Source organism: Bradyrhizobium sp. NP1 (assembly GCF_030378205.1).
Classification (GTDB): Bacteria; Pseudomonadota; Alphaproteobacteria; order Rhizobiales; family Xanthobacteraceae; genus Bradyrhizobium.
Window position 1 is genome coordinate 728,225 of sequence record NZ_CP127385.1, and the last position, 18,286, is coordinate 746,510.

Annotated in this window: 16 protein-coding genes; 4 read left to right on the top strand and 12 right to left on the bottom strand. The window is 66.7% G+C overall.

The features are described from left to right. Positions 1-27: 27 nt before the first annotated feature. Genes QOU61_RS03400 through QOU61_RS03415 form a run of 4 tightly spaced genes read right to left on the bottom strand, consistent with a single transcriptional unit; the run spans position 28 to position 4,642 of the window. A complete protein-coding gene (locus tag QOU61_RS03400; RefSeq protein ID WP_289656732.1) occupies positions 28-420 on the bottom strand; it encodes an MAPEG family protein in 393 nt (130 codons plus the stop codon). Between the two features lie 34 nt (positions 421-454). Beyond that, the gene (locus QOU61_RS03405; protein ID WP_289656733.1) at positions 455-1,540 is read right to left on the bottom strand and encodes a lipocalin-like domain-containing protein; all 1,086 of its coding nucleotides are present in this window, start codon (positions 1,538-1,540) and stop codon (positions 455-457) included. Beyond that, positions 1,530-3,992 carry an ABC transporter permease gene (locus QOU61_RS03410; RefSeq protein WP_289656734.1) on the bottom strand — a complete coding sequence of 821 codons (2,463 nt, stop codon included), beginning with the start codon at positions 3,990-3,992 and terminating at the stop codon, positions 1,530-1,532. The genes QOU61_RS03405 and QOU61_RS03410 overlap by 11 nt, the downstream gene beginning before the upstream one ends. Beyond that, positions 3,989-4,642, bottom strand: a complete 654-nt coding sequence (locus QOU61_RS03415) for an ABC transporter ATP-binding protein (protein WP_289656735.1) — start codon at positions 4,640-4,642, stop codon at positions 3,989-3,991. The genes QOU61_RS03410 and QOU61_RS03415 overlap by 4 nt, the downstream gene beginning before the upstream one ends. Positions 4,643-4,863: 221 nt before the next feature. On the opposite strand from QOU61_RS03415, the gene QOU61_RS03420 reads away from it, so the two are divergent. Next, on the top strand, positions 4,864-6,138 hold the full coding sequence (locus tag QOU61_RS03420) for an MFS transporter (RefSeq protein WP_289656736.1): 1,275 nt from the start codon (positions 4,864-4,866) through the stop codon (positions 6,136-6,138). A gap of 59 nt (positions 6,139-6,197) precedes the next feature. Here QOU61_RS03420 and QOU61_RS03425 read toward each other — a convergent pair whose 3' ends face one another. Beyond that, positions 6,198-7,169 (bottom strand): SMP-30/gluconolactonase/LRE family protein, encoded by a 972-nt coding sequence (locus QOU61_RS03425; protein WP_289656737.1) that lies wholly within the window; start codon positions 7,167-7,169, stop codon positions 6,198-6,200. Positions 7,170-7,317: 148 nt separating this feature from the next. Here QOU61_RS03425 and QOU61_RS03430 point away from each other — a divergent pair, with 148 nt between their 5' ends. Beyond that, a complete protein-coding gene (locus QOU61_RS03430; RefSeq protein ID WP_289656738.1) occupies positions 7,318-8,181 on the top strand; it encodes a LysR family transcriptional regulator in 864 nt (287 codons plus the stop codon). Between the two features lie 3 nt (positions 8,182-8,184). On the opposite strand, the gene QOU61_RS03435 is transcribed toward QOU61_RS03430, so the two are convergent. Next, positions 8,185-8,577 (bottom strand): c-type cytochrome, encoded by a 393-nt coding sequence (locus QOU61_RS03435; protein ID WP_289656739.1) that lies wholly within the window; start codon positions 8,575-8,577, stop codon positions 8,185-8,187. 14 nt (positions 8,578-8,591) lie between these two features. Beyond that, the gene (locus QOU61_RS03440) at positions 8,592-10,547 is read right to left on the bottom strand and encodes a thiamine pyrophosphate-binding protein (protein ID WP_289656740.1); all 1,956 of its coding nucleotides are present in this window, start codon (positions 10,545-10,547) and stop codon (positions 8,592-8,594) included. Positions 10,548-10,977: 430 nt separating this feature from the next. Here QOU61_RS03440 and QOU61_RS03445 point away from each other — a divergent pair, with 430 nt between their 5' ends. After that, complete coding sequence (locus QOU61_RS03445) at positions 10,978-11,946, top strand: IS481 family transposase (RefSeq protein WP_289655581.1); 969 nt, start codon at positions 10,978-10,980, stop codon at positions 11,944-11,946. Here the strand turns inward: QOU61_RS03445 and QOU61_RS03450 are convergent. Next, a complete protein-coding gene (locus QOU61_RS03450; protein ID WP_289656741.1) occupies positions 11,943-13,154 on the bottom strand; it encodes an MFS transporter in 1,212 nt (403 codons plus the stop codon). The genes QOU61_RS03445 and QOU61_RS03450 overlap by 4 nt on opposite strands. A 178-nt stretch (positions 13,155-13,332) precedes the next feature. On the opposite strand from QOU61_RS03450, the gene QOU61_RS03455 reads away from it, so the two are divergent. Beyond that, on the top strand, positions 13,333-14,574 hold the full coding sequence (locus tag QOU61_RS03455; protein ID WP_289656742.1) for an ATP-grasp domain-containing protein: 1,242 nt from the start codon (positions 13,333-13,335) through the stop codon (positions 14,572-14,574). Here the strand turns inward: QOU61_RS03455 and QOU61_RS03460 are convergent. The 4 genes from QOU61_RS03460 to soxB form a co-directional block, all read right to left on the bottom strand. Further along, positions 14,569-14,727 carry a hypothetical protein gene (locus tag QOU61_RS03460; RefSeq protein ID WP_289656743.1) on the bottom strand — a complete coding sequence of 53 codons (159 nt, stop codon included), beginning with the start codon at positions 14,725-14,727 and terminating at the stop codon, positions 14,569-14,571. The two genes, QOU61_RS03455 and QOU61_RS03460, sit on opposite strands and share 6 nt — an antisense overlap. Before the next feature lie 146 nt (positions 14,728-14,873). Beyond that, positions 14,874-15,914 carry an MBL fold metallo-hydrolase gene (locus tag QOU61_RS03465; protein WP_289656744.1) on the bottom strand — a complete coding sequence of 347 codons (1,041 nt, stop codon included), beginning with the start codon at positions 15,912-15,914 and terminating at the stop codon, positions 14,874-14,876. 39 nt (positions 15,915-15,953) lie between these two features. After that, positions 15,954-16,409, bottom strand: a complete 456-nt coding sequence (locus QOU61_RS03470; protein ID WP_289656745.1) for a DsrE family protein — start codon at positions 16,407-16,409, stop codon at positions 15,954-15,956. A gap of 111 nt (positions 16,410-16,520) precedes the next feature. Further along, positions 16,521-18,266: a thiosulfohydrolase SoxB gene (gene soxB, locus QOU61_RS03475; protein ID WP_289656746.1), complete on the bottom strand. Its 1,746-nt coding sequence runs from the start codon at positions 18,264-18,266 to the stop codon at positions 16,521-16,523. Between the last annotated feature and the right edge of the window lie 20 nt (positions 18,267-18,286).

Consider the following 18,286-nt stretch of genomic DNA (forward strand, 5'->3'; position numbering starts at 1 on the left):
CCCGGTTAAAGCCGGGGCGACGGCATCCTACCCCTGCACGATCCGCCACACGACGGCGCCGAGCGCGCCGATCCACAGCGCGATCGATGACAGCGCCTGGATCGCGAAGCCCGGGCTGCGGCGCGCGGCTGCCTGCATATAGCCGATCATGTAGATGACGCGGCCGATGATCCAGACGAGGCCGAGGCCTCCCGCAACGGCGTCGCCGACATAGATCGCGAACAGCCACAGCGCCGGCAGGAAGATCGGCAGCCATTCCAGCGCGTTGATCTGCACGCGGTACACGCGCTCGAAGTCCGGATTGCCCACGATCGCCGGCGCCTTGATGCCGTATCGCCGCCGCGCGCGGGCCACCATGATGCCGGTTGCCAAACAATAGAGACCCGTCAGCAGGGTGACGAGCGCGGTGAAGTGATACATTGCGAATTTTCCCCTCGTTGCAGACTGTCGTCGGTCAATAGCCGGTCATCTCCAGATAGCCCACGCCGGTGTGGCTGCCCGAAAAATGAATCGGTCCTTCCCAATAGGAATATGCGGTGCCCATCCAGCTCTTTGGATTGAGCGCCACGCAGTCGACCGATAGCGCGAGGGCGGGAATCTCGACACGCCAGGCAACCGGCAGCGTGCGGTCGGCGACCCTCGCCGGCGCGCCCGGCGTCATCGTGATGTCCGATGGCGCAAGCAGCCGCGTAGAGCCGTCGGGCCGGATCCAGTTGCCGGAAGCGTAATGATGGCCATCGCGCTGGCGCATCCGGTACAGCATCAGCTTCTCGCCCGAGGTAAGGTGCAGCGCGAACCAGTCCCAACCGGTCTGGTCGGAGGCGAGCGGCTGGCTGCTCCATTCGCGGTCCATCCAGGCCTTCCCAGTCACCTCGACCGGACGGTCATCGAAGGTGAGACGGCCCGCCACGTCGAAGAAGGGCTGGCTGTAGTAGTAGGACGCCTGCTCGCGTTCGGATTTCCGGCTGTAGCCGGCGTCGCCCTGCAGCACCAGCTTCTGGTCCGCGATGAGGCGCAGCACGTAGGAGAAATCGCGGCTCGTGGCCTCCAGAGCCAGCGGCGCGAGCGTCAGGTCGTCGGTTGCCTCCGAGCCGCGCAGGGCCCACGCATCGATCCACGCCGCAAAGGGCTTTGCGGTCACGCCGGCCTGGCCGATGCCGCCGCGGGCGAACGTCTCGCCGAAACGGTGCGTGGTCGCCGAGGTGGCGGCGATGTGCCCCATCCAGACCTGCTGATTGGCCCAGCCTTCGGTCGCGCCGCCCGGCTGCATCGCCTGGCGAAACAGCGTCCACTGCACGCCGAAGGACGCGCCGCTGGCGTCGGTGAGATTGGCGGTGATGTACCACCACTCGATGCGGAAATCGGGATGCGGTCCGTGATCGGCCGGAAAGGAAAAGCTCCTGCCGGGAACGACCGGCGCAAATCCGCTTGCGCTCTGGTCGAGCCCGGCAAAGCCCTGGGCGCCGGCCCTGCGTGTCAGCGCGAGCAGCGCGAGGCCGCCGGCAAAGCCGCGGCGGGATATCGTCGCTTCAGCGCTCATTGGCGAACACCTTCGCAAGATCGGCGGGTTGCATCCGCGCCAGCCTGATCATCGGCAGCAGCGCGGCGACGAGCGCGGCGAGCATCGCGACCCCAAGCAGCCTAGCAAGCTGCAGCGGGAAGACATCGAACGGCAGCCGCCAGCCGAACGCCTTCACGTTGACGATCGCGATCAGGCACCAGGCGACGGCGAGCCCGAGCGGCAGCGCGAACAGCGATGTGATCAGCGCGGCCGACAGGGTCTTTGCCAGCTCGATCGCCGCGAGGTGACGCCGCGTGATGCCGATTGCCCAGAGCGGCGCAAGCTGCGGCAGGCGCGAGCTGGCGAGCGTCAACAGGCTGGTCAACAGCGCAATGCCGGCAACCGCGAGCGTGAAGGTGTTGAGTGCGGCCGTCACCGCAAAGGTGCGGTTGAAGATCCGCATCGATTCCGCCTTTACGGTGAGCTGGTCGGTGACGCTGCGGTCGTCGAGCGCGAACTTCTGCTGCAGGTCGGCGATCAGCGCGGGAATCGCGGCCGGCCAGACCCGCAAGCCGAGCCGGGTTTGCGGCGTGGCGGGGAAATGGCGGATCAGGGCACCGACATTGACGGTCACCTGTCCCTTGGGATTGCCGTAATCGGCATAGATGCCGATCACCTGCAGCGGCCAGTCGCCGGCCGGCGTCGGCAGCGCGATGCGGTCGCCGAGCGCGAGCCTCATGCGCCGCGCCAGTTGCTCGCTGACAAAGGCGGCGTCACCCGGACGCAGGCGAACCCACGCGTTGGGCGCCGTCTCCAGCAGCGGCCAGTTGTCGCGATAGGTCGCGTGATCGGGCAGTCCGAGCAGCTCGACCGGCGCGCCGTCTGCTTGCGTCTCGGCGCGCGCGCCGGGCAGGATCGCGCGCACCTCGGGTCGGTCGGCGAGCCAGGCCTTGATCGCGCCCGCCTGGGCGTTGTCGGCCGCGCTGACATAGACGTCGGCGGCAAGCCGGCCATCGAGCCAGACCGCAAAGGTGCGGCTGAAGGTCTCCACCATGGTGCCGACGCCGACATTGACCGCGAGCGCGAGCAGTAGCGCCATCAGCGCCAGCGACAGGCCGGAGAGCTGCTGGCGGCTATCGGCCCAGAACCATGACGTGAGCGGGCGCCGCGCGTGGCGCTGGCCGAAGCCGAGCAGCAGCTCGAGGATCGCGGGCAGGATCAGCGCGGCGCCGAGCAGGAACGCCGCCAGCAGCGCAAAGCCGGCGAGCAGCGAATCGCCAAAGGCGAGCAGCCCGCCCGCCACCGCGAACACGATCAGCGCACTTGCGCTCTGCAGCACCAGCCAGCGGCGCTGCGCCTGGTGCCAGGCCTGCGGCTGCGCGGTCGCGAGCACCGGCATGCGGATCGCCTTCGCAAGCGAGGTCGCGGCGGCGGCAAGCGCGCCCAGGACGCTGATCGCGATCCCGGCAAGCCACCAGGCGGGCTTCAGCGTCAATTCGCCGGGCACCTCTGCGCCATAGAGCCCGCGCAGGGAGGCGGCGACGTCGGGCAACAGCGCCGCTGCGATCAGGTAGCCGCAGATGAGGCCGACAAGGCCGGCGGCGAGCGCGACGGAAACGAGTTCGAGCACCAGCACGGCGTTGAGGAGGCGTGCCGACACGCCGCAGGCGCGCAACGTGCGCAGGATCGGCAGCCGCTGCTCATAGGCGAGCCCGATCGCGGAATTGACGATGAACAGCCCGACGAAGAACGACAACAGGCCGAAGGCGGTGAGGTTGAGGTGGAAGCTGTCGGTCAGCCGCTCGAGATCGGTCGCGGCATCCGGCTCGACCAGGCGCAGCCGGTCGCCCGCAATGCGTTCCAGCGCGGCGTGTGGCGCTTTCGCCCTGCCGATCAGCAGCCGCGAGATCTGGTCGGGGCGGTTCAGGAGTTTTTGCGCAATTCCGATGTCGACCACCAGCACGCCGGGCACGAGCTGTGGCTGGACATGCAGAGGCGGCAGCCGCGCGCCGCTCGCGATCGCTGGCGTCGCGCCCTCGTTGAGCTGCAGATCCGCCAGCGTTTCCGGCGCGAGCAGCGTCTGTCCCGGCGGGATGATGAAGGCCTGCAGCCCCTCACGCCCGACGGTCGGCGCATCGCCGACCTCGCCTGGCAGCGTCACCGGCTCGATCCCGAGCAGGCGGAAGGCACGGCCGTTGATCTGCACACGTCCTTCCACGACCGGGGAGACCGGCCAGCCGGCGCGGCGCAGGTCGACGAACAGCTGTTGCGGGACGGTGGCGCCGCTCGTCGGCGCCAGCATCGCCGTGCGCGCGCCGCCGAACGTCGCCGCGGCGCGCTCATAGGAAAGGCGGGCCTGCTGGTTCAACGCCTGCACGCCGCTCCACAGCGCGGTCGCCGCGATCAGCCCGATCACGAGCGTGGCGAGCTGCATCGGATGCCGGCGCCAGTGGCTGAGCAGCACCGCGAGAATCCAGATGGCGCGCATCACGCCACCACCCCGGCATGCAGCGTGACCCGGCGGTCCAGCGTCGCGGCCAGCCGCGCGCTGTGGGTCACCATCAGGAAGCCGCAGCCGCTGCGCGCCACCAGGTCGCGCGTCAGCGCCAGCACCTCGTCGGCGGTCGCCTCGTCGAGGTTGCCGGTCGGCTCGTCGGCGAGCAGCAGCACGGGCTTGACCGCCAGCGCCCGGCCGATCGCGACTCGCTGCTGCTGGCCGCCCGACAATTGCTCGGGATAACGCTTCAGGAGGCGCGCAAGGCCGAGCCGCTCGACGAGCTCGCCGTGCCAGGCCGCGTCATGACGGCCGGCGATGCGCGACTGCAGCGCCAGATTGTCCTCGACCGAAAGGCTCGGCACCAGATTGAATTGCTGGAAGACCAGGCCGAGCCGGTCGCGCCGCAGCGCCGCACGGCCGGCGTCGGACAATGCGGAGACCGCATCGTCGCCGATCCTGATCTCCCCGCCGTCAGGTGAATCGAGGCCGGCGATGAGATGCAGCAGCGTGCTCTTGCCGCTGCCGGATTCGCCCGACAGCGCGACGCGCTCGCCGGCGGCGAGATCGAGATTGACGCCGCGCAGCACGGCGACGTCTTCGCCGGCCGTGCGATAGGTCTTGGTCAGGTTGCGAACGCTCAGCACGGCACCTTATTACTTGCCGGCCAGCGGCCTGCGAAGCCCTTCGGGGTCGTACGCTGCCTTCAAAACATCGTCAGGGGCCGGTTTTTCGGCACCGGGAGGTTGCGCCGTACTGGTCTGGTCCAAAATGCCCAGTTGCGCTGGCTGTAATCCCATGGCTAGCATCGCACCAAGCCGGTCTGGCGGGACCGGAAGACGGCACAAGACGAAACGGGGGAAACACGATGACCGCGCAAGCGACGCCGAAGGGCGCCTGGAGAATCACGTTTCTCCTGTTCCTGTTCATGCTGGTGAACTTCGCCGACAAGATCGTGGTCGGGCTTGCCGGCGTGCCGATCATGACCGAGCTCAAGCTGGAGCCGGAGCAGTTCGGCCTGCTCGGCTCCTCGTTCTTCTTCCTGTTCTCGATCGCAGCGATCGTGGTCGGCTTCATCGTCAACCGCGTCGAGACCCGCTGGGTGCTGCTGGTGCTCGCGCTGATCTGGGCGCTGGCGCAGTTTCCGATGGTGGGCACGGTCGGCTTCACCACGCTCCTGATCTGCCGCATCATCCTCGGCGCCGGCGAGGGACCGGCCTTCTCGGTAGCGGCGCATTCGATCTACAAATGGTTTCCCGACGAGAAGCGGACGCTGCCCACCGCGATCCTGTCGCAGGGCTCGGCCTTCGGGGTGATCATCGCGGTGCCGGCGCTGAACTGGGTGATCGTCAATCATAGCTGGCACTATGCCTTCGGCGCGCTCGGCGTGGTCGGCCTGCTCTGGGTCGTGGCCTGGTTCGTGCTCGGCAAGGAAGGGCCGCTGACGATGAGCCATGCGGCCGCCGCCAACGAGGTGCGGATTCCCTATTTCCAGCTTCTGACCTCGCGTACCTTCGTCGGCTGCTGCGCGGCGACCTTCGGCGCCTATTGGGCGCTGTCGCTGGGCCTGACCTGGTTCACGCCGTTCATCGTCAAGGGGCTTGGCTTCTCGCAGCAACAGGCCGGCTGGGTCTCGATCATGCCCTGGGTGTTCGGCGCCACGGTCGTGATCTTCACCGGCTGGTTCTCGCAGCTGCTGATGGCGCGCGGCGTGTCGACCCGCGGCGCGCGCGGCGTGCTGGGCGCGGCCCCGCTCATCCTCGGCGGCCTGATCATCGCCATGCTTCCGCATGTCGAGGGCTCGGGTCTGCAGATCGCGCTCCTCGTGCTCGGCAGCGGGCTGTGCGGATCGATCTACGTGGTCTGCCCGCCGATGCTCGGAGAGTTCACGCCGGTGTCGCAGCGCGGCGCCGTGCTCGCAATCTATGGCGCGATCTATACGCTCGCCGGCATGATCGCCCCGTCGGTGATGGGCAGCGTCATCCAGCGCGCGACCACGACACTCGACGGTTACATGATGGGCTTCACCATCAATGCCGTGATCCTGGTCGTCTCAGGCCTGCTCGGCCTGCTCCTGCTCTGGCCCAACACCGAGCGCGCGCGCCTGACCGGGCAGGAGGAGACGCGGCCGAAATTCGCCTGATCGCGGCCTGCATCCGCAACGGACGCGCCGGTACCGGCGCGCCTGTCCCGCTCGTGACGTCAGCGAGCGAACACGCCGATCCGCGTCCCCGTGAAGCTTCCGACCCAGATGGCCTCGCCGACTTCAAGCGCGCCGGTGGCGCCGCCGAAGCCTGATTCTGCCGCCGCATGCTCGTCTGTCTCGATTAGCGGCGTGATGTCGAGACTATCTGGATCGAGCCGCGCCACCTTGAAGGCGAGCGGGCAGCGCTCGCCGCGAGCGACGCAACCGAACAGCGCCTCGGGGCGGGCGCGCTGACCGGCCAGCAGCAGGTGCCCGTCGGCCGTCCAGCGCAGATTGTCCGGCAGGAAGTCGGTCTCCGCACTTGCGACTGGCGCGCCGTCGGCGCCGAGCCGCCAGACCCGCCGTGCGGCCCACTCGCATACGATCACCGATGCGCCATCGGCCGACGCGGCGATGCCGTTGGCGCCGGAGAGTTGCAGCGCGCCGAAGCGGCTCCAGCCTGTTGACGTCGACCAGCGCCAGACCTGCCCCGTCTTTTCCGCTTGCGCGAATTTTTCCACGAAGGCGGAGTCGGTGGGGTCGAACATGCTGGTCATGACGAAGCCTGCATCGGGCAGATAGGCCACCGCGTTGGCCGAGGTCCGCGGCGGCTGCACGATCCGGTCGCCGCTTGCGATCACCGGACCATCGTCACGCATTTCGATCACCAGGCGGGCAATCGCTTCGCCGCCGCCATGGTCCACCACAAGCAGCTCAAACCGCCCGGGAGCAAGCCGTCGCGCGGCGATGCCATGTGGGTCGAAGACGTCGCGGCTTACGCGTCCGGCTTCGGCGGCAGCCTCCCAGCGCAGCTCGCTCGCCTCGTCCTGCCTTTCGCCATCCACGACGAAGAGCCGGCCCGGACGTTGGCCTGAGCGCATGCCGCTGACGATGATCCATGAGGTCCGGGGCAGGGCGACCAGATCCTCGGGATTATGGACGTGGTGGATGAAGCTGGCTGGCCGGTCCGGCGGTGTGCTCGCGGTCATGACTGGATTTCCTTCGGGTTTCCGGGGTGACCGAAGGATAGATTGTCCGTAATCCAGCATCATGATGCCAAAAGGCGTGACATTGACGACTAAATTTCGCTAATCTGGCGCGATGGAGGGTCTTCGCTCACTGGAAATATTCATCGCCGTGGCCGAGACCCTGAGCTTTGCCGAGGCGGCGCGACGCCTTGGGCTATCGCCGTCCGCGACCGGCAAGGCGATCGGCGCGCTGGAGGCGCGGCTTCGCGTGCGCCTGTTCAACCGCACCACAAGGCGGGTCAGCCTGACGGCGGAGGGTGAACTGCTGCTGGCGCGGGCCCGCCGCTGGCAGGACGACTGGCGCGAGACGCAGGCGCTGCTGTCGCAATCGGCGGCGGAGCCGCAAGGCTGGCTGCGCGTCAGTCTCCCGGCGGCCGGCTATCGGTTGCTTGCCCCGCATCTGGCGGACTTCGCGCACGCGTTCCCGCATATCCGGCTCGATCTCGATCTCGACGACCGGATCAAGGATGTGGTGGCGGAAGGTTTTGATGTCGCCATCCGCAGCGGCGTGCTGCCCGATTCGTCGCTGATGTCGCGCAAGCTCGGCACGTTCCGTTTCGGGCTGTGCGCCTCGCCCGACTATCTGGCGTGGTATGGTGAACCCGGTGACGCCGCCGCCCTCGCCACGCACCAGCTCATTCGCTTTCGTCATCCCGGCACGCAGGTGCTGCAGGCCTGGCGGCTGGCCGATGGCGCCGCCGCCGATCTCGATCGTGCGCCGTCGCGCATGGTCTGCACCAATATCGAGGCGGTGCGCGCAGCCGCGATTGCCGGCCTCGGTATCGCCTGGATGGCGGACTTCCTGATCGGCGACGCGCTTGAGTCGGGCGAACTCGTCACCGTGCTGCCGGCTTGCGCGAGCGAAGGCGCTTTCTGGCTGCTCTGGCCGCAGGGCCAGCACGCCGCGCCGCGGCTGCGCGCCTTCCTTGACTTCGTGACGCGCCGGCTGCTCGCGGCGCCGCCAGCGCGCTGACATCTACTGATTCAGGATCGGAAAATCCTTGACCGGCTTGCGGCCGGGCAGCGAGCGCAGGAAGGCGTGGATGTCGGCGGCGTCCTTGTCGGAGAGCACGTCGGCGGAGAACGACGGCATGTCGTTCGGCGCCTCGCGCAGGAAGGCGATGAAGGATTCCACCGGCAGATCGATCTGCGCGAGCGAAGGCGTCGGATAGTTGAACGTGCCGCCCTGTCCGGCGCGGCCGTGGCATTCGAAGCAGCCGTCGGCGAGGTAGACCCGCTTGCCGTTGGCGGGATCGCCGGCCGGAGTGTCATCGGCGCGTGCTGCGGTGAGCCCGAAGGCCGCGAGCACCATCGCCGCGAGCAGGGCGACCCCCAGCGGCTGCGTCCGGGATGCCGTGCGGCTTTTCATCGTCATCCCCTTCATCAGCGCTGATCCATCACCACGTCGAGCACCGCCGGCTGCCCGCTCTTGACCATCGCGATGGCGCGCTTCAACGCCGGCGCGAGATCGTTCGGGTTGCTGATCGGGCCTTCGCCATAGACGCCAAAGCCCTTGGCGATGGTCGCGTAGTCGACGAACGGGTCCTTGATGGTGGTACCGATGTCGGCACTGGTGATGCCGCGGCCGTGGCGCGCCGCCATCGCCTGCAGATACATGTATTCCTGGTGATAGGCGCGGTTGTTGTGCACGATGTAGAGCATCGGGATCTTGTGGTGCGCAGCCGTCCACAGCGTCGCCGGCACGAACATGAAATCACCGTCGCCGCCGATCGCGACCGTCAGCCGGCCGTGCCGTTTGTTGGCGAGCGCGGCGCCCAGCGACGCCGGCAGCGTGTAGCCGACGCCGCCGCCGCCGGAGCCGCCGTTCCACTGGTAGGGCTTGTCGAAATTCCACAGCCGGTGCGGCCACGCGAGGCGGATCGAGGTGCCGACCAGCGACCAGTCCTCATCCTTGATCTGGTTGTAGAGCTCGGCGCACAGCCGCGCCGAGGTGATCGGGCTCGAATCCCAGCCGATCGTCGCATCCGACCGCGCCTGCTCGATCGTCGCGTTCTTGGCGGCGGCGAGCTTCTTGCCGCGCGCCTCGAAGGCGCTCTTGCGGCCCTCGTCGAGGAGGCGCTTCACCTGCTCGGTCAGCGCCGGCAGGCTTGCCTCGGCGTCGCCGGCGATGTCGAGGTCGACTTCCTGGTAGCGGCCGAGGTCCTGGTAGTTCGCCTTCATGTAGAGGCCGCGGGTGCCGAGGGTGACGATCTTGGCGGTGTTCTTGTAGCGCGGCTCGGAGGTGCGCATGATGCGGTCGTGGAATTCGGCCAGCGTGCCCCACAATTCGTTGAGCTCCAGCGCCAGGATCACATCGGCCGACGCGATGATCGAGCGGCGGAACGACTGGTTCAGCGGGTGGCGCGAGGGGAAATTCATCCGCCCGAAATTGTCGATGACGGCGCATTGCAGGGTCTCGGCCAGCTCGACCAGCCGCGGCATGCCGGCCGGCGTGCGCGCCATGCGGTCGCAGAGGATGACGGGATTTTCCGCCTCCACCAGCATCTTGGCGAGTTGCGCCAGCGCGGCACTGTCACCCTGCGGCGGCGTCGCGCGGGTCAGCTTCGGGATGCGCAGCGCGTCGCGGTTCTCGATCGGGTTTTCCTGCAGCTCGGCGTCGAGCGACAGCATCACCGGCGCCATCGGCGGGGTGACGGAAATCTTGTAGGCGCGCACCGCCGATTCCGCGAAATGCTGCAGCGAGGTCGGCTGGTCGTCCCACTTGACGAAATCGCGGGTCAGCGCCGCCGGGTCGATCGCCGAATGCGGCCACTCGGCGCCGGGGGCGCGCTTGTTGGCCTCGATGATGTTGCCGCCCATCACGATGACAGGCACGCGATCGCACCAGGCGTTGTACATCGCCATGCTGGCATGCTGCAGCCCGACCACGCCGTGGCAGATCATGGCGAGCGGCTTGCCTTCGATCTTGGCGTAGCCCTGGCCCATATGCACCGCGATCTCCTCGTGCGGGCAGGTGAGGATTTCGGGCTTGGTGTTGCCGCCGTAATTGACGATCGCCTCGTGCAGGCCGCGGAAGCTGGAAGCGCAATTCATCGCGAGGTAGTCGATGTCGAGCGTCTTGAGCACGTCGACCATGAAGTCGCCGCCGCTCGTGGTCTGATAGACCGGATCGGCCGGCGGCGGCATCGCATCGGCGGCCGCGAGTTTTGGCCCGGGCACTTCGGCCTTGGGACGCGGTTCGGGAGAAGGCGCCAAGGTCGTGTTGGCGGATGCCGGCGTTGCCAGCGCGGCTGCGCCCGCGATGCCGGCGCCTTTGAGAAAATTGCGACGGCCAATTTCAGGCGCGCCACCGCGCGCGGAGCTGCTGCGTTTGGACATGGCTTCCTCCCCGGGGGAATTGCAAAAGGAATTGCAACCAGATGTCGACGAGCTCTTGATTTTGGCGAAAGTCTCGCGTCGCCTCCCGCGGGCGTCAAGACGCGGATGTGTGAAGGCGTGCGCTGCGTTCGCCATGTGCGGCAAAACCGGCAGCGTTTTCAGCGCGGTCGGATCAAGCCCCTCCTTCCGCGCAAGGCTGATGCTCGCCGCGCGCAACCGGAGGGCGTGCGGCGGCGCTTTGCCAGAGCGCTTTCGAGCGCAGCGGGCACCGGTTCACGTGAAGAAAGCGCGTCAAAACAAGAATCCAGAGCATCGGCTCTGATTTCATCAGAGCGATGCTCTAGGTGTGAGCTTTCAGGAGGTTGTCCATCCGGTCCTGAGCGAGGAAGCTGAAGTTGTCGAAGCTTTAGCCGATCCTGCGGAGGGCCGAATGGACGTCCATAAGAATGCGCCTCTGACGCCGAAAGGTCGAGAGGCCATGGTGCGCAGTGTGGTGGAGGGAGGCCTTACGAAGGCCGCAGCCGCGTTCCAGTTCAACATTACAGCGAAGACGGTTGCCAAGTGGGTCAATCGTTTCCGCGCGGAGGGCGTGGCTGGGTTGCGTGATCGCTCCTCAAGGCCCCTTTCATTGCCGAGCCAAACCGTGCCGGCCACATGCGCTGCGGTCGAGGCGTTGCGCCGGCAGCGCCACACCGGCAAGCAGATCGCGGCCGAGCTCGGCATCTCTCCGGCGACCGTCAGTCGCATCTTGCAGCGGTTGGGATTGAACCGATTGCGCGACCTGGAACCGACGGAGCCGGTGCGACGCTATGAACGCGAACATCCGGGCGAGTTGATCCACATCGACATCAAAAAGCTCGGCAAGTTCAACCGGGTGGGCCATCGCATCACCGGCGACCGAACCGGCCAGAGCGCCTTGCGGGCCCGCGGCGAAGGGCCCGGCTGGGAGTACGTCCATGTCTGCATCGACGATGCTTCCCGGATCGCCTTCAGCAAGGTCATGAAGAACGAGCGGCAGGGCTGCGCCGTGGCTTTCCTGAAGGCCGCGATCACCTACTACGCGAGCCTGGGCGTCAAGGTCGAGCGGGTGATGACCGACAACGGTTCCTGCTACAAATCTTTTGCTTTCCGCAAAGCCTGCAAGCGTCTCGGCCTCAAGCACATCCGCACCAGGCCCTACACGCCGAAAACCAACGGCAAGGCCGAGCGCTTCATTCAGACCAGCCTGCGTGAGTGGGCCTATGCCCGCGCCTACAACACCTCAAAAGAACGGGCTGCCGAACTGCCAAGATGGCTTCACCGATACAACTGGCACCGGCCTCATGGCAGTATCGGCTCGATGCCACCGATTAGCAGACTCGTCCTAACCAGGAACAACCTGTTGAGGCTCCACATCTAGGGCTGCGGCGCTTTGGCCTTGCGCGGCTCGGTGAACGGCGTCAGCACCACGGTGACGATCATGAAGGCGGCGGACAGGCCGAACACCCAGTGCGGCATGTTCTGGTCCATGATCCATCCGAACAACAGCGGGCTTGCCATCGCGGCGAAGTTGAAGCCGGTGGAGACGATGCCGAAGGCGCGGCCGGCGGCATCCGCGGGCGCTGCGTTGCGCACCAGCATGTCGCGCGAGGGCGCGATCATGCCGCTGAGGAAGCCGCCCAGCGTCATCGTCGCCACCAGGGTGATCGCGGGCAGCGTCACATAGGCGACCACGGCCACGATGATGCCGTTGGCGGCGAAGCAGACCGCGGCAACCTGGCCGTGGCGCTGCGTGTGGTCGGCCAGATAGCCGCCGACCAGCACGCCGACGGCGCTGGCGCCGAGATAGGCCGTCAGCGCCATGTTGGCGATCGAGAATGTCGCGCCATAGCCGCCCATCAGCGCCACCACGCCGAAATTGCTGATGCCTGCGGTCGAAAGCCCGAGCAGCGTGAAGAAGGCGGTCAGCACCATCAGCGCCGGCGTGATGACGCCGCCTTGGCTCTTGTATTCGCCGCTATCCTCGCGCTGGGCGCGGGCGTCCGGCACGGCCAGAACGATCAAGAGCAGCGCGATCAGCGGACCCAGCGCCCCGCATGCGATCAGCGCGGCCTGGCCGCCGCCGACGGTGACCAGCGCGGCGACGAGGGCGGGCGCCACGGCAAAGCCGAGATAGCCGGCAAAGGTGTGGATGCCGAAGGCGCGGCCCATCCGCGCCTCGTCGGTATGCGCCGACAGAATGGCGTAGTCGGCCGGATGATAGACGCCGTTGGCGATGCCAAGCAGCACGCCGCAGATGATCAAATTGGCATAGCTGAGGTGGATGCCGAGCAGGATCAGGCCCATGCCGCCGATGCAGAGGCCAAGCAGCAGGATCTTGCGGGCGCCGGCATGGTCGACGAGATAGCCGAGCGGCGCCTGGATCACGGCGGACACCACGCCGAACACGGTCAGCGCCACGCCCAGCTCGACATAGCCGACGCCGAGCCGCTCCTTCAGGAACGGAAACAGCATCGGCAGCACCAGCATGTGGAAATGGCTGAGCCAGTGCGCGACCGAAATTCCGGTCAGCGTGCGCAGCGCGCTGTCGGTTTTCGCTTGTTGTGGCGCGGCGAGGATGTCGACCATTGGCTATTCCGGCTCAACCCAGGGGTGTTCGAGGCTGTTGAAAGGAGGCTAGGATGGTTGCCAAAATATCGGGCAGGGCGGTTACTTGTCCATGAATGCCGCTGCATGGCAGCCCCGGTGAAACTACTGGACCGACTTGCCTTTTCGTCCGATTGTCATTTCCGGCCAAAGGATTTCGATGCGGCTGCGGGTGCTCCTGTCGGAAGGTTCCAGCACCTCGGCGCGGGAGGCGGTCACGGTGCTCGGCCTTGCCGGCCATCACGTCGAAATCTGCGATCCCAGCCCCTGGTGCCTGGCGCGGTTCTCGTCCTTTGTGCGGAAATTCCATCACTGCCCGGGGCTGCGGGACGATCCGGCCGGTTATCTCGGCTTTATCCTGAAATTGCTGGCGAGCGGCCGTTTCGACGTGCTGCTGCCGACCCATGAGCAGGGTTTTTTGTTCGCGCGGGTCCGCGACCGGATTCCCGCCGATGTTCACGTCGCATTGCCGGATTTCGCCAGTTATCGCACCGCGCTGAGCAAGGCGGGATTTTGCCGCCTGCTCGACGAACTCGCTTTGCCGCAGCCCCAGACCAGCATCGTCGCGTCGGAAGCCGCCTTGCGCGCGGCGGCGCGCCTTCCTTGCGTTTTGAAAACGGCCATCGGCACCGCAAGCCGCGGCATCTGGTTCGTGCAAGACCAGTCCGAGCTCGATCGCGCCGTGCGGGAATTGAACGCAAGCGGCTCTCTCGCCGATGGCGTGCTGGTGCAGGACTTCATCGCCGGCACGACGGAGAAGGCGCAGGGCGTGTTCTGTCGCGGCAGGCTGGTCGGCTTTCACGCCTTTCGCCGGCTAGCCCCGGGTGCAGGCGGCGGCGAAGCGATCAAGGAAAGCGTCGCGCGGCCGCACGCTCGCGCGATGCTTGCGAGAATCGGCGCGCACCTCGCCTGGCACGGCGGGCTCTCGGTCGACTACCTCATGCCGGAAGCCGGGGCCAGGCCGCTCCTGATCGATTGCAACCCGCGCGTGGTCGAGCCGATGAGCGCGTATCTCGCCGGCACCGATCTGATCACGCCGCTGCTGGGGATCTCGCTCGGGGAAACGCCGGATGCGCTGCCTGAAAGCCGCGCGGGTGTGAAGACCCGCCTTGCGATGCAGGCGCTGCTCGGCTGTGCCGCGCATGGCGGCTCGCGGCGGGAGTTGCTGCGCGCCTGCGGCCGGCTGATGGCCGAAAGTGGTCCCTACGAGAACACCTTCGAGGAGCTGACGCCGGTGCGGCTGGACTGGCTCGGCGCGGTGCCGCTGTCGGCGACCGCGCTCCTGCTGCTTGCCAGCCCGTCGGCCGCACAGCGCCTCGCACGCTCCGGTTTCGGCGCCCATCTGCTCGATCGCGAAAGCATCGCTCGGATCGAGCGCGACGATTTCGCGGCGGCACTATAGCGGCTCGTCGTCGGTGCCGTAGCGGTCGCGCTTGGGGGTGGCGATGTCGCCGTCTTCGTAATCGTCGTCGCTATCGGCCGGCGGAGGCGGCGGCTTCTTCGCCTTGTCCTTCACCTTGGCCGGCGGTTTGTCTTTCTTGCCCGGGTTGCCCATTGATCTTCCCTGACCACAGATTTGCGGGAACTCTATCGCAATGACGGCAGCATGAGCACCGGTTTCTGAAAAACGATTGCGCTAACTCAACCCCGCGACGTCCGCACGCGCAAAAGCCACGTTACGCCATGGCGCGGTCAGCGCCTTCATCCTTGCAGTACCGGGCCGCCGGCCTTCTTCCAGGCGTCGATGCCGCCGGCAATATGCGCGGCGTTGGCAAGCCCCGCGTCCTTGGCCGCGGCCACCGCCATCGCCGAGCGTTCGCCGAAGGCGCAGAAGAACACGATGCGGCGTCCGGTTGCGTTGGCCATCTCGCGCAGCATGCCGCCGGGCTTCAGGCCTTCCTCGATCGTCGGGTAGGGCGCGTGCAACGCGCCTTCCAGCGTGCCGTATTTTGAGCGCTCGCTGCTCTCGCGCAGATCGACCAGCAGGATATCGGGCCGGCCCAGGCTCTCGATCGCCTGGCGTGCGTTCAGCGACAGGCCCTGCTTGTCCAGCTCCTCCTGGTGCAGGCCGACATGCATGTTGGCGGGCACCGCGACGTCCATCATCTTCGGGTTGGACAGCTTCAGGTTCGCCATCAGCTCGATATATTCGTCGACCGAGTGCACCTGCAGCCGCGGATTGTAGCGCTTCTCTTCCCCGATGGTGGAAACGGTGTCGCCCTTGTAGTCGTGCGCCGGGAACACCAGCGTCTCCTCGGGCAGCTTCAGCAGGCGGTTGAAGATCGATTCATACTGCGCACGCGAGCTGCCGTTCTGGAAATCGGTGCGCCCGGTGCCGCGGATCAAGAGCGTGTCGCCGGTGAAGACGCGATCGCCCATCAGGTAGCTGTAGGAATCGTCGGTATGTCCCGGCGTGTACATGACGTCGAGCGCCATGCCCTCGATCGTCACGCGGTCGCCGTCGGAAACCCGCATCGACACCACGTCGGCCTTGCTCTGGTCGCCCATGATGGTGATGCAATGGGTGCGGTCGCGCAGCTCGCCGAGCCCGGTGATGTGGTCGGCATGCAGATGCGTGTCGATCGCCTTCACCAGCTTGAGGTCGAGCTCGCGCAGCAGCTGGCAATAGCGGTCGGCCTTTTCCAGCACCGGATCGATGATCAGCGCCTCGCCGCCGGCGCGGCTGGCGAGCAGATAGCTATAGGTTCCGGACACGCTGTCGAACAGCTGGCGAAAGATCATGGCAGGCCTCGCCGGGTTTTGAGTAGCGACTTTATCATCTCAGGGCCGGACATAGCTCCAGCTCTGCTCCTGCAATTCCATCAGGTGGACGACGCCCGAAGGCACCACGGTGGCTTCGGGCAGGATGGCGACCGCGTGCCCTTCGCGCTTTTCCATCGCGGTCTTGGTGACGTTGCAGGCGGAGAACTGGATCTTGCCGGGGAACACCATGTCCTTCAGCCGCCTCACGCGGTCCTGCACCGGCGAGGCGTCGGCCCGCAGCATGGTGAGCCCGGGGCCATAGGTGACGATGTCGATGTCGACGTCCTCGTTCTTGCCGCGGTAATATTCGATCACGTTGGTGGCGTTGTTCAGCACCTGGTTCATCACGTCGGGATCGTTCTGGTCGACGTGGAAGGCGACGTGATGGGCCTTGCCTTCGGCCGCAGGCGCACGCGTCGCAAAAGCATGCGACAGCAGGATTGCGGCAGCGAGACTGACGATAGCGCGGTGCATTGCAACATTCCTTCCGGGTTTGCCGATTATACAAGTTTTCGGTCGATGCAAGTATCGGCTGGCGGTCGATACTGATCGTTACGCCAGCTGGCCTTGGCCCTCTCCTTGACCCTATCCCTGGCCGGCAATTCCCGGATTGCCGTCGACGCCCTTCAGCGTCACGCCGGGCGCGGCGCGGTTCGGCGGCCGGCCGGCGCGGAGGTGCTTGGCCACCACATCCCAGACCGGCGTGCCGTTCTGCTCGTTGACCGAGGCCCAGCCGGTGACCTTGTAGCGCTTGTTTGCCTCGAGTGGGCGGCCGTTTGCCAGTTTCAGCTCCGAAATCCGGCGGCCGATCGCTTCATTGGGCGCGCAGGCGTAAGTGAGCCCGCCGACCCGGACCATGTCGCCGCCCTGCTGATAATAGGGATCGGGATTGAACAGATTGTCGCAGACGTCTTCCATCACGTCCTTGATCTGGGCGCCGGTCATCGCTTGCGAATAGGTTTCGCCATAGGTGATCGCAGTTTCGGCCAGCACGTCCTCCATGGTCAGCGCCTGGCCGGCGAGCATCGTGGTGCCCCAGCGGAAGCCCGGCGACAGCGCGATCTCGCCGTCGAGCTCGGCGAGCAGCGCGTCGCAGATCATCTGGTCCACGGGACCGGAGAAATTGCCGCGGCGGTAGAGCAGGTGATCGGCGGTGGCAAGCTTGTCGCTCCACGATACGGTAAGCGAGCTGCGCAGCTTGTCGATCAGCGCGGTCATCCCCTGATCCGGCTTCAGCAGCTCGGAGAACACCGGCAATAGCCGGTAGCGCAGGTCGACGACCTTGCCCTTGGCGAGCTCGAGGTCGAGGACGCCGAGGAATTTTCCATTCGAGCCGGCATTGGTGACCAGCGTGTTGCCGCCGGCGTTCTTCACCGTGACCGGCTGCGGCACGGCGTCGTGGGTGTGGCCGCCGAGGATGATGTCGATGCCCGTGACGCGGCTGGCGAGCTTGAGGTCGACGTCCATGCCGTTGTGCGACAACAGCAGCACCGCGTCGGCCTTGTCGTTGCCGCGCAGGCTGTCGACGAGCTTCTGCAGCTCCTCCTCGCGGATGCCGAATTTCCAGTCCGGCGTGAAGCGCTTCGGATGGGCGATCGGCACATAGGGAAAGGCCTGCCCGATCACGGCGACGCGGTAGCCGCCGACCTCCTTGATCGTGGCCGGCTTGAACACGCGGCCCGAGGCGGGATCGAACGCCTTGGCGTCGTTGAACGCCGCCTCTTCGGTCAGGAACACGTTCTGCGCCAGGAACTCGCCCTTGAAGCGCGCGAGGTTGTCGCGCAGCGTGGCCTCGCCATAGGTGAATTCCCAGTGGCCGGTCATCGCATCGACGCCGAGCAGGTTCGTCGCCTCCACCATGTCGGCGCCGCGCATGGTGTTGGCGAGTCCCGAGCCCTGCCAGCTATCGCCGCCATCGAGCAGCAGCGAACGGTTGGGTCCGACATCGCCGCGCAGCCGGTCGATCAGCGTCTTCAGATAGGCGTAGCCGCCGAGCTTGCCGAAGCGCTGCGCCGACTTCTCGAATTCGATGCAGGTGAAGGCATAGGCGTCCGCGCTGTCGGCCCTTATGCCGTACCGGTTGAGGAAGGCACGGCCAACCAGGTGCGGCGGCCTTCCTTCCATCTCGCCGATACCGATATTGACGCCGGGTTCGCGGAAATAGATCGGCAGCAGCTGCGCGTGGGTGTCGGTGAGATGCAGGATGCGCGCATTGCCGAAGCGCTCGACGTCGTAGACGCCGCCCTCGGCCGCGCGGCCAAGCCGCGGCAGGCCGGCTGCGAGCGCGGCGGTGCCGGCCGTTTTCAGAAAATCGCGCCGGCGGATTTGCATGGGGATCTCTCCGCGCCGCC